We start from the raw sequence: 16,202 nt of genomic DNA, 5'->3' as shown, positions 1-16,202 counted from the left end.
CATGGACTACAGCACGCTCAAGGCGTTCAAGCCTGCCGAGTACGAGGAAGCCGCCACCGCCTACCACTCCATGAGCCAGATGGCGCAGGCGGCCAAGGAGCACATCGAGGACACCGTCGCCACCGGGATGCGCAAGTCGCTCGCGGGCGAGGCGGCGACAGCGGCACAAGGCGAACTCAAGGCGCTGGCGGGCAACTTCCACTACACGCAGACCGAGTGCGGGGTGATCAGTACCGCCCTCAACGCGTTCGCCTACGACATGGCGGAGGCCAAGCGGAAGCTCGACGCGGCATGCGCGGACGCCGAGGCCGGCCGCTGCAAGGTGAACACGGACGGCTCGGTCACCTTCCCGCCCGGCAAGAAGCCCGACGCCGAGGAGACCGCCGACGGCGGCACGGTGACCGGGAACGCCAATTCCGGGAGCAGCGAGACAGCCGACGCCATCGAGCGCCAGGCCGTCAACATGCACCCCAACCCCCACTACGGCAACGCCGTCGCCTACGCGAACCGGATAGCCGGCGCGGTGAGGGAAGCCGCCGAGGCGGATGCGAAATGGGCGCCCAAGCTGCGCGCGCTGAAGGCCGACGACGATCTGACCGTCTCCGCGCGCGACTGGCAGGACGCCAAGGCGGACGCGGAGGGCGTACGGGGCGCGGCCGACGCGTACCTCCACAGCATCAAGCCGCCACCGGAAAACGGCTCGCCCCACTCCAACGCCACCTGGTGGAAGGGGCTCAGCGAGGAGGAGCGCGCGGACTACGCCGCCATGTACCCCGCGAGTATCGGCAAGCTCGACGGCCTGCCCTCCGACGTACGCGACGACGCGAACCGCCTCGTCCTCGCCGAGCAGCGCGCCGCCAAGCAGGTGGAGTACGACACCTGGCTCAAGAAGCACCCCGAACCTCCGTACCGTGAGCCTCTGGTCGACCCCGAAACGGACCGTGAGGTGGAGGGCGTGAAGGTCGTCAGCGCTGAGTGGCTGGCATGGAACAACGAGAAGAGGGAACTGGAGGACGGCTTCAAAGGGATGGACGCCATCGAGAAGCGGTTCGACAGCTACACGAGTGAGAGCAACCGCCCCTATCTGCTCGGATTCGACAGCAAGGACATGGGGCGCGCCATCGTCTCCATCGGCAATCCCGACACCGCCGACAACGTGGTGACGTACGTGCCCGGAACGTATGCCGAGCTGGGGTCCATAGATGGTGACCTCAGGAGGGCCGAGTTGCTCCACCAACGAGCTGAGCGCATGGATCCGGGGCATTCGACCGCTTCGATCACGTGGCTCGGTTACGACGCCCCCCAGAGCATCGTCCCCGAGGCGACGGAAACTAAGTGGGCCGACAACGCGCAGGATTCACTGGGCAACTTCGTGCAGGGCATCCAGGAAGCCAATGGCCGTGACCCCAACCAGACCCTCCTGGGGCACAGTTACGGGTCCCTGGTGGTGGGTCAGACGATGAGGGACGACGCGGACCTGCCGGTCGACAACGCGATCCTGGTGGGCAGTCCGGGCGTGGGCGTGGACCACGCGAAGGACCTGAACATCCCGCCGGACCGGGTATTCGCCGCCACGGCCCAGTGGGACCTCATCAACCTCGCCCCGCCCCCGGCAGGGCCGCTGGCCCCGCTCAACCCGAAGGCGTACGAGAGGCTCTTCGACGACCACTCGATCGTCCACGGCACCGACCCGGTCTCCGACGAGTTCGGCGGACAGGTCTTCGATGTCCCCGGAGGGAAGTGGCCGATTGTGAGCGGCGAACTGATGCCCGCGCACTCTCAGTACTGGGGCGACAAACCCCTCAACAAACTGGCGACGATCGTTACCGGAGGACAGCCGTGAAGCTGCGCAGGGTGATTCCGGCTGCCGTACTGATGGCCATGATGCTCATGGCGACCGGGTGTGGGGGGCCGGGCAATGGCCAGGGAATCGGCATAGGGAAGAGATGGATCACGATGACTGAGCAGCACGCGATCGACCGGGCAGAGGAGATTATTCAGCAGGCGGTAGAAGGCATGTCTCCCAAGCCGACGCTGGAGCGAGTCGGCCCTGTGCCCGTCGGCGCCTGCATTGCTCGGGATGACCACGGCCCTGACGACCGGGTGCAGGTCAGCATCGCTTACATACTGAAGGGTGTTCCGTCGACCGAGGCCGAGAAGCTCGTGCGCCAGGCACGGGACGCCTGGCTGAAGAAGGGCCATGAGTACACGTCGGGTGTGGACGACTGGGACACCCACTTTCCTGCGGTCTACATGCGCACGAAGTCCGACGACTTCAGGATGAACGCCCTCACCGGAGTCGTGGACCGCGCCAAGGGAGAGGGCCAAGCTTCTCTTGGCGTAACCTCCCCCTGCTTCATGCCCCCCGCCACCCCCACCCCCTCCACCACCGCCGACCCCGCCGCCCTGGTGACCCCCGAGACGTCCCCCGAGGCTTCCCAGCAGGCCGGCGGTTCCGCCGGGCGGCGGGCCCTCGCGTACTCCAGCCGGATCTATGACGCGCTGCGGGTCAAGGCGGCGCCCACGCAGCCCGGGGAGGGGCTGCGTACCGTCCGGGAGGAGACAGGGACCCTGGTGCAGCACACCTGGTCGTCCGAGCCGTTGCCGGAGGGCGGGATGGTACGGGCCCTGGAACGCGGCGGGGCGTACCTGCGGGGCGAGGGGTGGAAGGTGGGGGGCATACCGACTGCGGCGGGTATCCCTGCCCTGGTCGCCCTCCACCCGAGTGAAGGCACGACCGTGCAGCTCGCGCCCTCCACCACCGGGTCGCTGCGCGTCGGGGTGACGACGCCCGCCGACGAGCCGCAGGGGCAGGGGCAGGGGCAGGGGCAGGGGCCCGGTCCGGCTACCGTGCTGTCATGAAGTCCGCCGGGGGCAAGGGGCGGTTGACGATGCGGGTGTCTCCCAGCCAGCCGTAGAAGCCGTGGCTGAAGCGTTCGGCGAACTGGGTCGCGCCCAGGACGAACGGCTTGCCCTGGGTGGCGATTCCGGTGGACCGTTGCGTGGGGTTGCGGGCGATCTTGGAGCCGTCCACGTACATCACCGTACGGCGCGTGTCGTTGACGATGGCTATGTGCATCCAGCGGCCCACCGGCACCGCGTGGCTCCACGAGGTCGGGTCCGCGTCCTGGACGTGCGGGTAGACGACGAACTGGAGGAAGCGTTCCGGGGAGAGGTTCAGGCTGCACGTCGGCTCGTCGGGGGACCAGCCCGTCGTCTTGCCCGCGTCGCCGTTGCGGCCCTCCCAGCTCAGGATGCCCATCCAGGCATGGTCCCCCTCGAACGGCTTCGGCAGCTTCACGAACGTCTCGATCGTGTACCCCGACGTGAACTTCTCGCTGTTCAGGGGCGCGCCGGCGGACGTCGTGAGGACCGCGGCGCGGTCCGGGGACTTTCCGCCGTCGAAGCGCAGGCTGGCGTGGGCCGGCTGGTCCGCGTGGTGCTCCTCCGACCAGGTCAGGGTGGTGTCCTCGGCGGCGTTCAGCCTGCTTACCGTCAGGTTGTTCCCCCGGCCCGTCAGGTCCCGGGCCACCGTTCCGTCGGGGACCGTGGTGCCAGTGCCAGTGCCAGTGCCAGTGCCAGTGCCAGTGCCAGTGCCAGTGCCAGTGCCAGTGGCAGTGGCAGTGGCAGTGTCTTTGTCGAACCGCCAGTACGCCAGCGTGCCGCGCGGCATCACCGCGCTTGCCGGGCGGGGGGCGCGGGGCTTCGGCGGGGCGAAGGATGCGAAGCGGGCCGTGAAGTCGATCTCCATCGTGAAGCGGTCCGTGTCGCCCGTGAGTTCCACGGTCTCCGCCTCCAGCGGGGTCCGCTCGCGCGGGTTCCGGGCCAGGAACCATGGTGCGAACGTCTCTATGTCTATGACGCCGCGTACGACATCGAAGTTGTACAGCCTGATCATGCCGGCGCCGCCGTAGTAGCGGTCCTGGTAGTTGGTGATGTGGATGTGGACGTCATGGCCCGCGTCGTTGGTGAGGACCGTGCGGCCCGGGGGCCAGTAGTGGCCCCCCAGCGCCAGGAAGATCTGGTCGTGGTCCCGGATCAGGCCGTCCCACAGGCGGCGGCCGTTGTCCGAGAGCGACGCAGCGCCGTTCTCGTCCGACCAGGCCAGGTCGTGCGTGGTCAGGACGGCCGGGAGGGCGGGATGACGGGCCAGTACGTCGCGCGCCCAGCGCAGGCCCGCGTCCGACACCCGCCAGTCCAGCGCCAGGACCAGCCACGAACGGCCCGCCGCGCGCAGTACGTGGTAGCTGTTGTAGCCGTCGGGCGACGCGCCGCCGAAGGTCGGCATCGTCGCGAAACGGTGCGGGCCGAAGGAGCGGAGGTACGCCGTGTCGCCCCGCTGGTCGTCCGTCGAGCCGTTGATGTCGTGGTTCCCCGCCAGCACGCTGTACGGCACCTTCCCGTCCAGCGTCCGGAAGGTCTTGGCGGCGAGCGCGATCTCGTCCTGGGTGCCGTGCTCCGTGACGTCGCCCAGGTGCGTCATGAACGCGATGTTCGCGCCCCCGGTGCTCCCTCGCTCAGCGATCAGGTAGCGGAACGTCTCTCGGAGCGGGGCCGGGTCGGCGCTGTCCGCGTCGAAGAGGTACTGGGTGTCGGGGAGCACCGCCAGCGCGAAGCGGGGGACATCGGGGTCAAAACGGCCCCCAGCGGCAGAAGCGGTTGACGGTGCGTTCGTACGGTCCAGCGCTTGCGCCGGTACGGAGCCCAGCGCGGTGGCGGCGGCACCGGCTGCCGGTACGGCCAGTGCTGTCTGGAGCAGTGACCGTCTGTCGAGTGTCCTTCCGGACGGCTTGCCGGGGCCGGGGCTGTCTTCTGTACCCGCCGTACCCGCCGTACCCGCTTTACCCGGTCTGTCTTCCGTTGCCATCAGCACTCCAGAGGAGAGGTAGGTCCACAGGACGACTGCTGTCCTGCCCTACCGCGCACTGTGCTGACCCCGGATGGCCGCCCCATGGCGGGCAATTGAACGCCCGCCCCAGAGCCGAGAGTTGTGTCTCAGATGCCTGCCGCCTCCGCCACATCCCGCTTCAGGGACGCCAGTACGCCGTCCGCCACGTCCCGCGCCGCCGGCAGCGTCGCCGCGTCCGTCACCGGGACCACCACCTCCAGGTAGCACTTCAGCTTCGGCTCCGTGCCGCTCGGGCGGACGATCACGCGGGCCCGGTACGTGCCCTCCAGGTGGTAGCGGAGGCCGTCCGTCGGGGGGAGGGTCTCCGTGCCCTCCGTCAGGTCCTCGGCGGACGTCACCCGCAGGCCCGCCAGCTCCACCGGGGGGTGTTCGCGCAGCCTGCGCATCGCCTCGGCGATCAGGGAGAGGTCCTGGACGCGTACGGAGAGCTGGTCCGTGGCGTGCAGACCGTGCGCCACCGCCAGGTCGTCCAGGAGGGCCTGCACCGTACGGCCGGACTCCTTCAGCTCGGATGCCGCCTCCGCCACCAGCAGCGCCGCCGTGATGCCGTCCTTGTCGCGTACGCCCTCGGGGTCCACGCAGTACCCCAGGGCCTCCTCGTACCCGTACCGCAGCCCCTCGGCGCGCGCGATCCACTTGAAACCGGTCAGCGTCTCCGCGTAGCCGACGCCGGCCGCCGCCGCGATCCTGCCCAGGAGGGAGGACGAGACGATCGACGCCGCGAACGTGCCCCTGGCGCCCTTCGCGACCAGGTGCGCCGCCAGCAGCGCGCCCACCTCGTCGCCGCGGAGCATCCGCCACCCCGCCTCCGCCGCCGGGTCCGGGACCGCCACCGCGCAGCGGTCCGCGTCGGGGTCGTTGGCGATGATCAGGTCGATCCCCGGGGACGGGGACGGGGAGTGGAGGGGCGCGTCGGACGCTGCCTTGTTCGCCGTCGCGTACGCCAGGTCCATCGCGCCCGGCTCCTCCGGGTTCGGGAACGCCACCGTCGGGAACGCCGGGTCCGGCTCCGCCTGTTCCGGTACGAGTACGGGCGCCGGGAAGCCCGCCCGCGCGAAGGCGGCGAGCAGCGTCTCCGTACCCACCCCGTGCAGCGCCGTGTGGACGGTGCGCGCGGTGCGCGGGGAGCCGGGGGTCAGGACCGCGTCCGTACGTGCCAGATACGCGGCCAGGATCTCGTCGCCCAGCACCTCCCAGCCGGAGTCCGGGCGCGCCACCGTCTCCAGCGCCCCTACCGCCGCGATCCGGGCGGCGATCTCCGCGTCGGCGGGCGGCACGATCTGGGAACCGTCCCCGAGATAGACCTTGTAGCCGTTGTCCCGGGGCGGGTTGTGGCTGGCGGTCACCTCCACCCCGGCGACGGCGCCGAGGTGGCGTACGGCGAAGGCGAGGACCGGGGTCGGCAGCGGGCGGGGGAGTACGGCGGCGCGGAGGCCCGCCCCGGTCATCACGGCCGCCGTGTCCCGGGCGAATTCGGCCGACTTGTAGCGCGCGTCGTACCCGATCACCACCAGGCCCGCCCCGGCGCCGGTGTCCTTGAGGTACGCGGCCAGACCGGCCGCCGCCCTGATCACCACGGCCCGGTTCATCCGCATCGGGCCCGCGCCCAGCTCGCCCCGGAGCCCGGCCGTACCGAACTGCAACGTCCCCGCGAACCGTTCCGCCAGGTCGGCGAGGTCCCGGGGGTCCCCGGAGTCGATCAGGCGGCCCAGTTCCTCACGGGTCTCGCTGTCCGGGTCCTCGGCCTGCCAGGTCTTGGCGCGGACGAGGAGGTCCTGGTGCGCGTTCTGGTGCATGGGCCGGCTCCTGGGGGTGATGGCTTCGGAAGAGCAAGAGCAAGAAGAATGAGGCAGAGGAGGAGGCAGCGTGGGGATCAGACCCGCGCCAGCACCCGCCCCAGCAGCGTGCCCATCTGGGTCGCCGAGTCGCGGCCTGCCTGGAGGACCTCCTCGTGGTTGAGGGGGGTGCCCGAGATGCCCGCCGCCAGGTTGGTGACCAGGGAGATGCCCAGGACCTCGGCGCCCGCCTCGCGGGCCGCGATGGCCTCCAGGACGGTGGACATGCCGACGAGGTCGCCGCCCATCGCGCGGACCATGTTGATCTCGGCCGGGGTCTCGTAGTGCGGGCCCGTGAACCCTACGTACACGCCCTCCTCCAGCTCCGGGTCGATCTCCTTGCAGAGGGCGCGCAGCCGGGGGGAGTACAGGTCGGTCAGGTCCACGAAGTTGGCGCCCAGGATGGGGGAGGCCGCCGTCAGGTTGATGTGGTCGCTGATGAGGACGGGCTGACCGGGGCGCATGCCCTGGCGGAGGCCGCCGCAGCCGTTGGTCAGGACGACCGTCTTGCACCCGGCGGCGACCGCCGTACGGACGCCGTGCGCGACGGCGGCCACGCCACGGCCCTCGTAGTAGTGCGTACGGCCGAGGAAGACCAGGGCGCGCTTCTCCGCGATCCGGTACGACCGGATCCGGCCGCCGTGGCCCTCCACGGCCGGCGGCGGGAAGCCCGGCAGCTCGGTCACGGGGAACTCGGCCTCGGGTTCCCCGAGCGCGTCGGCCGCCGGAGCCCAGCCGGAACCCATCACCAGAGCGATGTCGTGGGTCTCGGCGCCGGTGAGTTCGCGCAGCCGGGTGGCGGCGGCGTCGGCGGCGGCGAGGGGGTCGGCGGGTCCGTCGGCGTTGGCCGGGATAACAGATACGTTCACGCGGATGAGGGTAGCCGGTCATGCCCTACGCGCGTAGATGCATCCGGTTAGGTCTCCATATTGTTGTCTTGTCGATTCGACTGAAAGGGGGGCTAAGGGGGGCATTGGGGGAGGGGTGGGGAGGGGTGGAGGGGGCCGGAAGGGCTCCCGGAAGGGCGCCCGGAGGGTGGCTCCGTGTCCTCGCTCGGGGCCTTTCGGGCAGCGGTCGGGGCGAGGGCGGTGCGTGAACGGTCTGAGATCGACCGGTTTCGTACTGTGTGGTAGCCCCGTGCGCCAACCCCCGGGGGCAGCCCTGCGGAGGATGTGTGCGGATTTCCCCGCAAGGGTGTGTGGATTCCCTCACCCCCGGCCGGGCAGCGCTCAGCAGGGGCGCTTGCGCAGCTCCATCACATAGTCGTGGGGCGCCCCCGCCGACTCCGCCGCGTCCGCGATCTCGCCCAGGTAGCGCGCCGAGGGGAGCCCGCCCTCGTACCCGTTGAGGACGTACAGCCAGGTCGGCTCCTCGCCGTCCAGGGTGTGCACCCGGACCCGCATCCGCCGGTAGATGTCGAGCCCGACGCCCTCCCAGCGGTCCATCGAGTCCTCGTCCATCGGCGCCAGGTCGTACAGCGCCACGAAGACCTGGGAGCGGGGCGCCTCCACGATCGTGGCGAGCGCGCCCTCCCAGCCCATCTGTTCCCCGCCGAACGTCAGCCGCCAGCCGTTGAGCCAGCCGGTGCCGCGCAGCGGGGAGTGCGGGGCGCGGCGGGTCATCAGCCGCGCGTCGAGGTTGCCGGCGTACGCGGCGTAGAGCGACATGGGATTGAGGGTACGGGAGGTGGGGGCGTGGCCGCCGGTGCACCGGTCCGGTGCTCCCGGCCGTGGCCGCCGGTGCGCCGGTCCGTCCGCGCCCCCACCTGCCGTGCGCCCGGATGGAGGGGCCCGGGGCGAGGCGGTTTGAAGGGTGCGGGACAATGGAGTACGTACTGCATCCCCCGGGGCATCCCCGGAACCCCGGCCGGGGTGGCAGACGGGCCGGGTAGACAACGAGGCGGACTTTTTCGTGACCCGGATCGTGATCATCGGTGGCGGACCCGGCGGCTACGAGGCGGCGCTCGTCGGCGCCCAGCTCGGCGCCGAGGTGACCGTCGTGGACTGCGACGGGCTCGGCGGCGCTTCGGTGCTCACCGACTGCGTACCGTCCAAGACCCTCATCGCGACCGCCGAGGTGATGACCACCTTCGACTCCTCCTACGAGGAGCTGGGGATCATCGTCGCCGACGACACCCCCTCCGAGCAGGCTGCCCGCGTCGTCGGGGTCGACCTCGGCAAGGTCAACCGGCGGGTGAAGCGCCTCGCGCTCGCGCAGTCGCACGACATCACCGCCTCCGTCACCCGGGCCGGCGCGCGCGTGGTGCGCGGCCGGGGGCGGCTGGCCGGGCGGCAGGCCGTGGACGGCTCCCGCCAGGTCGTCGTCGCCACGGCGGACGGCGAGGAGGAGACCCTCACCGCCGACGCCGTCCTGATCGCCACCGGCGCCCACCCGCGCGAGATCCCGGACGCGCTCCCCGACGGCGAGCGCATCCTCAACTGGACGCAGGTGTACGACCTCGACGAGCTGCCCGCCGAGCTGATCGTGGTCGGCTCCGGGGTCACCGGCGCCGAGTTCGCCGGCGCGTACCAGGCGCTCGGCTCCCGGGTCACCCTCGTCTCCTCCCGCGACCGCGTGCTGCCCGGTGAGGACCCGGACGCCGCCGCCGTGCTGGAGGACGTCTTCCGGCGGCGCGGCATGAACGTCATGTCGCGCTCGCGCGCCGAGGCGGTCAAGCGGGTCGGCGACGGCGTCGAGGTGACCCTCTCCGACGGCCGGGTGATCACCGGGACGCACTGTCTGATGGCGGTCGGCGCGATCCCCAACACGGCCGGCATCGGTCTGGAGGAGGCGGGCGTCCTGGTGAAGGACTCCGGCCACATCAAGACCGACCGGGTCTCCCGCACCTCCGCGCCCGGCGTCTACGCGGCGGGCGATGTCACCGGGGTCTTCGCGCTCGCCTCGGTCGCCGCCATGCAGGGCCGGATCGCGATGTACCACTTCCTGGGCGACGCGGTGGCGCCGCTCAACCTCAAGACGGTCTCCTCGAACGTCTTCACCGACCCGGAGATCGCCACCGTCGGCTACAGCCAGGCGGACATCGACGCCGGGAAGATCGACGCGCGCGTCGTCAAGCTGCCGCTGCTGCGCAACCCGCGCGCCAAGATGCAGGGCATCAGGGACGGCTTCGTCAAGATCTTCGCCCGGCCCGGCACCGGGATCGTGGTGGGCGGGGTGGTCGTCGCCCCGCGCGCGAGCGAGCTGATTCACCCCATCGCGCTCGCCGTCGACAACAACCTGACGGTCGAACAGATCGCGAACGCGTTCACGGTCTATCCGTCGCTGTCGGGTTCGATCGCCGAGGTGGCACGGCAGCTCCACACCCGGAAGACGGCGGAAGAGGCCTGAAGACGGCGGAAGAGGCCTGATCGGGCCGGGAGCCGCCGGATCGGGCGGGGAGTCAGCAGCCGGTACCGTTCGGGCCGTTCCGTTGCCCGTAAGCCCTTTCTACGGGCTTGAGGAGACGCCCGAGCGGGCATGGTGGCTCTATACCATCAAGCGCGTTCGTTGATGCGCAACATCTGTTATTCGGCGCAAACTGCTGAAAGCAGACGGACATTGGGGTTACTGTCAGTTTCGTGTTCGCTGCAGAACGTCGCCAACTGATCCTTGAAATGGTGCGCGCCAACGGGGCCGTGTCGCTCCGAGAGCTCGCCCGCGTCGTCCAGACCTCCGAAGTGACCGTACGTCGGGACGTGCGGGCACTGGAGGCCGAAGGACTCCTCGACCGCCGGCACGGCGGTGCGGTACTGCCGGGTGGATTCACGCGAGAATCCGGCTTTCCGCAGAAATCGCATCTCGCAACGGCGGAGAAGACCGCCATCGCCGACCTCGCCGCCGGCTTCGTCGAAGAGGGCGAGGCCGTCGTCGTCGGCGCCGGTACGACCACGCAGGAGCTGGCCCGCCGGCTCGCGCGCATCCCGGGTCTGACCGTCGTCACCAACTCCCTCCTGGTCGCGCAGGCCCTCGCGCACGCCAACCGCGTCGAGGTCGTCATGACCGGCGGCACCCTGCGCGGTTCCAACTACGCGCTGGTCGGCAGCGGGGCCGAGCAGTCCCTCCAGGGGCTGCGCGTCACCCGCGCGTTCCTCTCCGGGAGCGGGCTCACCGCCGAGCGCGGCCTCTCCACCTCCAACATGCTCTCGGCCAGCGTGGACCGGGCGCTGGTGCAGGCCGCCGCCGAGGTGGTGGTCCTCGCCGACCATACGAAGCTCGGCACCGACACCATGTTCCAGACGGTGCCCACCGACCTCATCAGCCGCCTCGTCACCGACGAACCGCCCGCCCAGGACGACCGCGCGGGGGCCGAACTCCAGGCCCTCGCCGACCAGGGCGTACGGGTCTCGGTGGCCGTCACGGGACCGGGCGCCGGAGGTACGGAGGCGACGGCGGCCGGGGGCGGCGTCGGCACCGGGGTCGGGAGCGGGGCCGGCGGCGGGGTCGGGGGCGAGCCGCTCCCGCCGGGCAGCCGGGCCCGCCGCGATGTCCCGCTGCCGGGCCAGCGCCGTACCCACCCGGCGGGCCCGGGCGCGGGCCCCGGCGGCCCGGCCGGTCCCGGCGGGCAACTGCGGGGCGCGGGCGGCCCCTTGGGCCCGCAGGACCCGGGCGAACGGGCCCGGGTGGCGGACCTGCGGCGCCGGTAGGCCACCGGGAGGCCATCGGTAGGCCGTGGGGCGGCGTGGGGGCGGCGCGGGTCGGCGTGGGGGCGGGGGCCCTTCGCCGGGGCCGGTGGGCCGCTCGCCGGGGCCGGGAGGGCGCCGTACCGCCCGTACCGTCGCCCGTGGCGCCGTAACCCCGCGAGTACGGGGCGAGCGGGGCCTCCGGGGTGCCCGGGGTGTCAGGGCTGCCGGGGTGTGCGCGGCCGCCTCGGGACGCGTCCGTCCGTCCGTACGTACGGGGTGCCGCCCTGCCGCGCCCCGAGGGGCGCGGCACCGAAGGCGCCTTCCCCGGCGGCGTTTTCAGGACGCCTTCAGGACGCCTTCAGGCCCGTCAGCGTCAGGGTCAGCAGCCGGTCGGCCAGGCCGGGGTCGTCCGGGGACTGCTCCGCCGCCAGCGCGATCGCGTTCGTGAGCTGGAGCAGATCCCGGATGGGGACGTCCGGCCGTACGTCCCCCGACTCCTGCGCCCGGGTCAGCAGCCGCGCGCCCGCGGCGCGGAGCGGGTCGCCGCACTCCGCGAGCGCCGAACTCCGGTCGCCGTACGCCGACATGAGCGCCCGCGAGAACCCCCGGTACTCACCCGCATGAGTGATCACGGCACGGAGCCACTCCGTCAGCGCGGGGCACGGATTCTCCGCTTCCGCCAGCTCGCGCGAGCGCTGGAGCAGGTCGGCAAGCGCTTCCTGGAAGACCGCGTTCAGCAGGGCGTGCCGGTTGGGGAAGTGCCGGTAGAGCGTGCCGATGCCGACGCCCGCGCGCCGGGCGATGTCCTCCAGCGAGGTGTCCGTACCGCGTTCGGAGAAGCTGGTGCGGGCCTCGCCGAGCAGCCGTTCGTAGTTGCGGCGGGCATCCGCGCGCATCGGCCGGGGTGGTGTCCGTGCCGGGCTCTCCGCCATCGCGCGGTCCTCCTGTGTTCGCCTGCTCGGCCGCCGGGCTGCTCGGCCGCTCCCCGTAATTCGCACCTGTGTGCCGCCGCCCCCCTTGCGAGTCTACGGCGCGGCCGGGTACGCGGCAGGCCCCGCCCGGACCGGATCCGGGCGGGGCCTGCCGTACACGCGGGTCAGTCCTTGATCTCGCAGATGGGCGCGCCCGACGTCAGCGAGGCGCCGACCTCCGCCGTGAGGCCCTTGATGGTGCCCGCGCGGTGGGCGTTGAGGGGCTGCTCCATCTTCATAGCCTCCAGGACGACGACCAGGTCGCCCTCCTTGACCTCCTGGCCCTCCTCGACGGCCACCTTGACGATGGTGCCCTGCATGGGCGAGGCCAGGGTGTCCCCGGACGCCGCCGCCGCGGACTTCTTCGCCGCGCGCCGCTTCGGCTTGGCGCCCGCCGCCAGCCCCGTACGGGCCAGGGACATGCCGAGGCTGACCGGGAGCGAGACTTCGAGACGCTTGCCGCCGACCTCGACCACCACGGTCTCGCGGCCCGGCTCCTCGTCGCCCTCCGCTTCGGCCGGGGTGGCGAACGGCGGGATGTCGTTGACGAACTCGGTCTCGATCCAGCGGGTGTGGACCGTGAACGGGTCCGCGGTGAACGCCGGGTCCTTGACCACCTTGCGGTGGAAGGTCAGCGCCGTCGCCATGCCCTCGACGGTGAACTCGTCCAGCGCGCGCGCCGCCCGCTGGAGCGCCTGCTCCCGGGTGGCGCCGGTGACGATCAGCTTGGCCAGCAGCGAGTCCCACGCCGGGCCGATCACGGAGCCGGACTCCACGCCCGCGTCCAGCCGGACCCCGGGGCCCGACGGCGGGGCGAAGGCGGTGACCGTACCGGGGGCGGGGAGGAAGCCGCGGCCCGGGTCCTCGCCGTTGATCCGGAACTCGAAGGAGTGGCCGCGCAGCGGCGGGTCGTCGTACCCCAGCTCCTCGCCGTCCGCGATCCGGAACATCTCGCGCACCAGGTCGATCCCGCTGACCTCCTCGGTCACCGGGTGCTCCACCTGGAGCCGGGTGTTGACCTCCAGGAAGGAGATGGTGCCGTCCGTGCCGACCAGGAACTCGACGGTCCCGGCGCCGACGTAACCGGCCTCCTTGAGGATCGCCTTGGACGCCGCGTACAGCTCGGCGTTCTGCTCGGGCGTCAGGAAGGGCGCGGGGGCCTCCTCCACCAGCTTCTGGTGGCGGCGCTGGAGCGAGCAGTCACGGGTCGACACGACGACCACGTTGCCGTGCTGGTCCGCCAGGCACTGGGTCTCGACGTGCCGGGGCTTGTCGAGGTAGCGCTCCACGAAGCACTCGCCGCGCCCGAAGGCGGCCACGGCCTCGCGGACCGCCGACTCGTACAGTTCGGGGACCTCGTCGAGGGTGCGGGCGACCTTGAGGCCCCGTCCGCCGCCGCCGAAGGCCGCCTTGATGGCGATCGGGAGGCCGTGCTGCTCGGCGAAGGCGACGACCTCGGCTGCGCCCTCGACCGGGTCCGGCGTGCCGGCCACCAGCGGGGCGCCGGCGCGCTGCGCGATATGCCGGGCGGCGACCTTGTCGCCCAGGTCGCGGATGGCGTGCGGGGGCGGGCCGATCCAGGTGAGGCCGGCGTCCAGGACGGCCTGGGCGAACTCGGCGTTCTCGGACAGGAAGCCGTATCCGGGGTGGATCGCGTCGGCGCCCGAGTCCTTGGCGGCCTGGAGCACCTTGGCGATGTCGAGATAGCTGGCCGCCGGGGTGTCACCGCCCAGGGCGAACGCTTCGTCGGCGACGCGGACGTGCAGCGCGTCCCGGTCCGGGTCCGCGTAGACGGCCACGCTCGCGATCCCCGCGTCGCGGCAGGCACGGGCGACACGGACAGCGATTTCGCCTCGGTTGGCGATGAGCACCTTGCGCACGATGGCTCCCTCCGTTGAAACAAGCTGAGTTTAGGGACTGCCGACACGCGACGCCGGACTGTCCCCGCTGGTGAGCTTCACCGCACGGAGCGTGTTCCGATCCTCGCCCACAGGGCGAAATCCCTTGTGGCACCACGGTACGCCGCGATCCTCCGTCGCACAGTAGCGCTCGGATGTGGTCCGGATCTCTGTCGGACTGTCCCTCGGCCGCTCACGATTCTTTGTGGAGTTCCTACGAATGGCGGTAGGAAAGTCTGGGCCGACTCGGACCCTTGTCCCCCTGTTTACCGGTGGGTACCGTGCGCGATGCGGAGCGCGGGGACGGAACGTACCGCCGGTAACGCTGGTGGGTGAGACGGAGGGTGGGGGCCGTGGTGCGCAGATGGATGGCGGGAGCGGGGGCGCTGGTGCTCGCCGTGGAGGCGCTCGGCGCGGTCTTCGTCAACGGGGTGCTGGCCACGGTGGTCGACCATCAGCGGATGACGCTCGCGGGCGTCGACGCGGGCGGGCTGTACGCGGGTACGTGGGCCATGGGCGTCGTCTTCGCGCTCTACCTGCTGGCCTGCGCGGTCGTCCTGGTCCGCACCGCGCTCCGGGACCGGAGCCCCGGGCGCGCCGGGCGGCTCGCCCTGATCGCGTGCGCGGTGGTGCACGGGGTGCTGGGCGCGCTGGCGGTGGGGCTGGTGGGGTGGGAGGCGTTCGCGGTGATGATGGCGGTGCTGGGGCTGGTGGTACTGGCGCTGGTGGCGTACGAGCCGGAGGACGCGGCGGGCGCTGAGGGTGTGGCGGGCTCGGAGGGCGCGGAGGCTACGGGGCCGGAGCGCGCGTCCGACGGCGCGGCGCACGCCTGAGCGGTTCGTGCGGGCGTGCGACTGAGGGCGCCGTGTGGGGCGTGCGCCGGAGAGGCCCGCGTGGGGCCCGCGTCCTGAGGCCCGCGTGGGGCCCGCGCCCAGAGGCCCGTGTGGGCCCCCGCGCCCAGAGGCCCGCGTCCTGAGGCCGGTTCCCTGAGGTCCGGGCTCAGGTCCAGAGGGTGGTGATCCCGATGCCGTGCTCCCTGAGCAGTTCCCGCAGGAGGGGGAGCGAGAGGCCGATGACGTTCCCCGCGTCGCCCTCGATCCGGTCGACGAACGGCGCCGAGCGCCCGTCCAGCGTGAACGCCCCCGCGACGTGCAGCGGTTCGCCCGAGGCGACGTACGCGGCGATCTCCGCGTCGTCCGGGGTGCCGAAGTGCACCGTGGTCGAGGCGGTCCGGCCGGCCCGCTTCCCCGTCGCGGTGTCGATCACGCAGTGCCCGGTGCGGAGCACCCCGGCCCGGCCGCGCATCGCCTTCCAGCGGGCGGTGGCCTCCTCGGCGTCGGCGGGCTTGCCCAGCGCCTCGCCGTCCAGCTCCAGCACCGAGTCACAGCCGACGACCAGCGCCCCGGCGGCCTCGGGGAGCGCCGCCACGGTGGTCGCCTTGGCCTCGGCGAGGACGAGCGCCAGCTCGCCGGGGGTCGGTGCGGAGAGCGCCTCCTCGTCGACCCCGCTGACGATCACCTCGGGCGTGATTCCGGCCTGCATGAGCAGGCCGAGGCGGGCGGGGGATGCGGAGGCGAGGACGAGCCGGCGTCGCTGATCGGTCATGCCGTTCATCGTACGGAGCGACCCGGACCGGTCCGGGCGCGGGCCCGGCACCGTACGGCTCCGGCCGCCGCCGCACCCGCGCGCCCCGTACCCGGGCGCCCCGCACCCTGCGCCCCGCCTCAGCGCACGCCCAGCACCAGCATCGCCACCACCATCGCGAGGGCGAGCACGATGCCCACGCGGTGCATCATCCCCTGGGTCTCGCGGTAGATCCGGGGCGGCCTGTTCTCGGGATCGGACCACAACATGGCTTCGATACTCCTCGGTAACGGGGCGGGGGGGCCGCGTGCGGGGGGAGAGGCGCCCCCCCCCCCCCCCCGCGCAACCCCCCCCCCCAGGACCACGACCCCCCCCCCCAGAGC

At 72.0% G+C, this 16,202-nt stretch carries 13 protein-coding genes; 5 read left to right on the top strand and 8 right to left on the bottom strand.

From position 1 onward, the window contains the following. Window position 1 precedes the first annotated feature (1 nt). Both AB0O07_RS23455 and AB0O07_RS23450 read left to right on the top strand, forming a co-directional pair. On the top strand, window positions 2–1,843 hold the full coding sequence (locus AB0O07_RS23455) for an alpha/beta hydrolase (protein WP_365636295.1): 1,842 nt from the start codon (window positions 2–4) through the stop codon (window positions 1,841–1,843). Window positions 1,844–1,956: 113 nt separating this feature from the next. Beyond that, a complete protein-coding gene (locus AB0O07_RS23450; protein ID WP_365636294.1) occupies window positions 1,957–2,862 on the top strand; it encodes a hypothetical protein in 906 nt (301 codons plus the stop codon). Here AB0O07_RS23450 and AB0O07_RS23445 read toward each other — a convergent pair. The 4 genes from AB0O07_RS23445 to AB0O07_RS23430 all read right to left on the bottom strand — a co-directional run bounded on the left by AB0O07_RS23445 (window position 2,846) and on the right by AB0O07_RS23430 (window position 8,411). Beyond that, on the bottom strand, window positions 2,846–4,867 hold the full coding sequence (locus tag AB0O07_RS23445) for a LamG-like jellyroll fold domain-containing protein (protein WP_365636293.1): 2,022 nt from the start codon (window positions 4,865–4,867) through the stop codon (window positions 2,846–2,848). The two genes, AB0O07_RS23450 and AB0O07_RS23445, sit on opposite strands and share 17 nt — an antisense overlap. A 128-nt stretch (window positions 4,868–4,995) precedes the next feature. Further along, complete coding sequence (locus AB0O07_RS23440; protein ID WP_365636291.1) at window positions 4,996–6,705, bottom strand: phospho-sugar mutase; 1,710 nt, start codon at window positions 6,703–6,705, stop codon at window positions 4,996–4,998. A gap of 77 nt (window positions 6,706–6,782) precedes the next feature. Beyond that, entirely contained in the window at window positions 6,783–7,613 is an 831-nt protein-coding gene (locus AB0O07_RS23435) for a purine-nucleoside phosphorylase (RefSeq protein ID WP_365636288.1), read from the bottom strand. 360 nt (window positions 7,614–7,973) lie between these two features. Next, window positions 7,974–8,411, bottom strand: a complete 438-nt coding sequence (locus AB0O07_RS23430; RefSeq protein WP_365636286.1) for a gamma-glutamylcyclotransferase — start codon at window positions 8,409–8,411, stop codon at window positions 7,974–7,976. A 244-nt stretch (window positions 8,412–8,655) separates the two neighbouring features. On the opposite strand from AB0O07_RS23430, the gene AB0O07_RS23425 reads away from it, so the two are divergent. Both AB0O07_RS23425 and AB0O07_RS23420 read left to right on the top strand, forming a co-directional pair. Beyond that, on the top strand, window positions 8,656–10,092 hold the full coding sequence (locus tag AB0O07_RS23425; protein WP_365636283.1) for an NAD(P)H-quinone dehydrogenase: 1,437 nt from the start codon (window positions 8,656–8,658) through the stop codon (window positions 10,090–10,092). Between the two features lie 230 nt (window positions 10,093–10,322). Continuing rightward, window positions 10,323–11,387: a DeoR/GlpR family DNA-binding transcription regulator gene (locus AB0O07_RS23420; protein WP_365636280.1), complete on the top strand. Its 1,065-nt coding sequence runs from the start codon at window positions 10,323–10,325 to the stop codon at window positions 11,385–11,387. 326 nt (window positions 11,388–11,713) lie between these two features. Here the strand turns inward: AB0O07_RS23420 and AB0O07_RS23415 are convergent, their stop codons facing one another. After that, the gene (locus AB0O07_RS23415; RefSeq protein ID WP_365636278.1) at window positions 11,714–12,298 is read right to left on the bottom strand and encodes a TetR family transcriptional regulator; all 585 of its coding nucleotides are present in this window, start codon (window positions 12,296–12,298) and stop codon (window positions 11,714–11,716) included. Between the two features lie 164 nt (window positions 12,299–12,462). Further along, a complete protein-coding gene (locus AB0O07_RS23410; protein WP_365636277.1) occupies window positions 12,463–14,217 on the bottom strand; it encodes a biotin carboxylase N-terminal domain-containing protein in 1,755 nt (584 codons plus the stop codon). Window positions 14,218–14,579: 362 nt separating this feature from the next. On the opposite strand from AB0O07_RS23410, the gene AB0O07_RS23405 reads away from it, so the two are divergent. Next, window positions 14,580–15,068, top strand: a complete 489-nt coding sequence (locus AB0O07_RS23405) for a hypothetical protein (RefSeq protein ID WP_365636785.1) — start codon at window positions 14,580–14,582, stop codon at window positions 15,066–15,068. Window positions 15,069–15,234: 166 nt separating this feature from the next. Here AB0O07_RS23405 and AB0O07_RS23400 read toward each other — a convergent pair whose 3' ends face one another. Both AB0O07_RS23400 and AB0O07_RS23395 read right to left on the bottom strand, forming a co-directional pair. Then, entirely contained in the window at window positions 15,235–15,840 is a 606-nt protein-coding gene (locus AB0O07_RS23400; protein WP_365636275.1) for a nucleoside triphosphate pyrophosphatase, read from the bottom strand. Between the two features lie 119 nt (window positions 15,841–15,959). After that, complete coding sequence (locus AB0O07_RS23395; protein ID WP_365636272.1) at window positions 15,960–16,088, bottom strand: hypothetical protein; 129 nt, start codon at window positions 16,086–16,088, stop codon at window positions 15,960–15,962. Between the last annotated feature and the right edge of the window lie 114 nt (window positions 16,089–16,202).

Source organism: Streptomyces sp. NPDC093085 (assembly GCF_040683935.1).
GTDB lineage: Bacteria > Actinomycetota > Actinomycetes > Streptomycetales > Streptomycetaceae > Streptomyces.
This window is presented reverse-complemented; position numbering and strand designations above follow the sequence as displayed.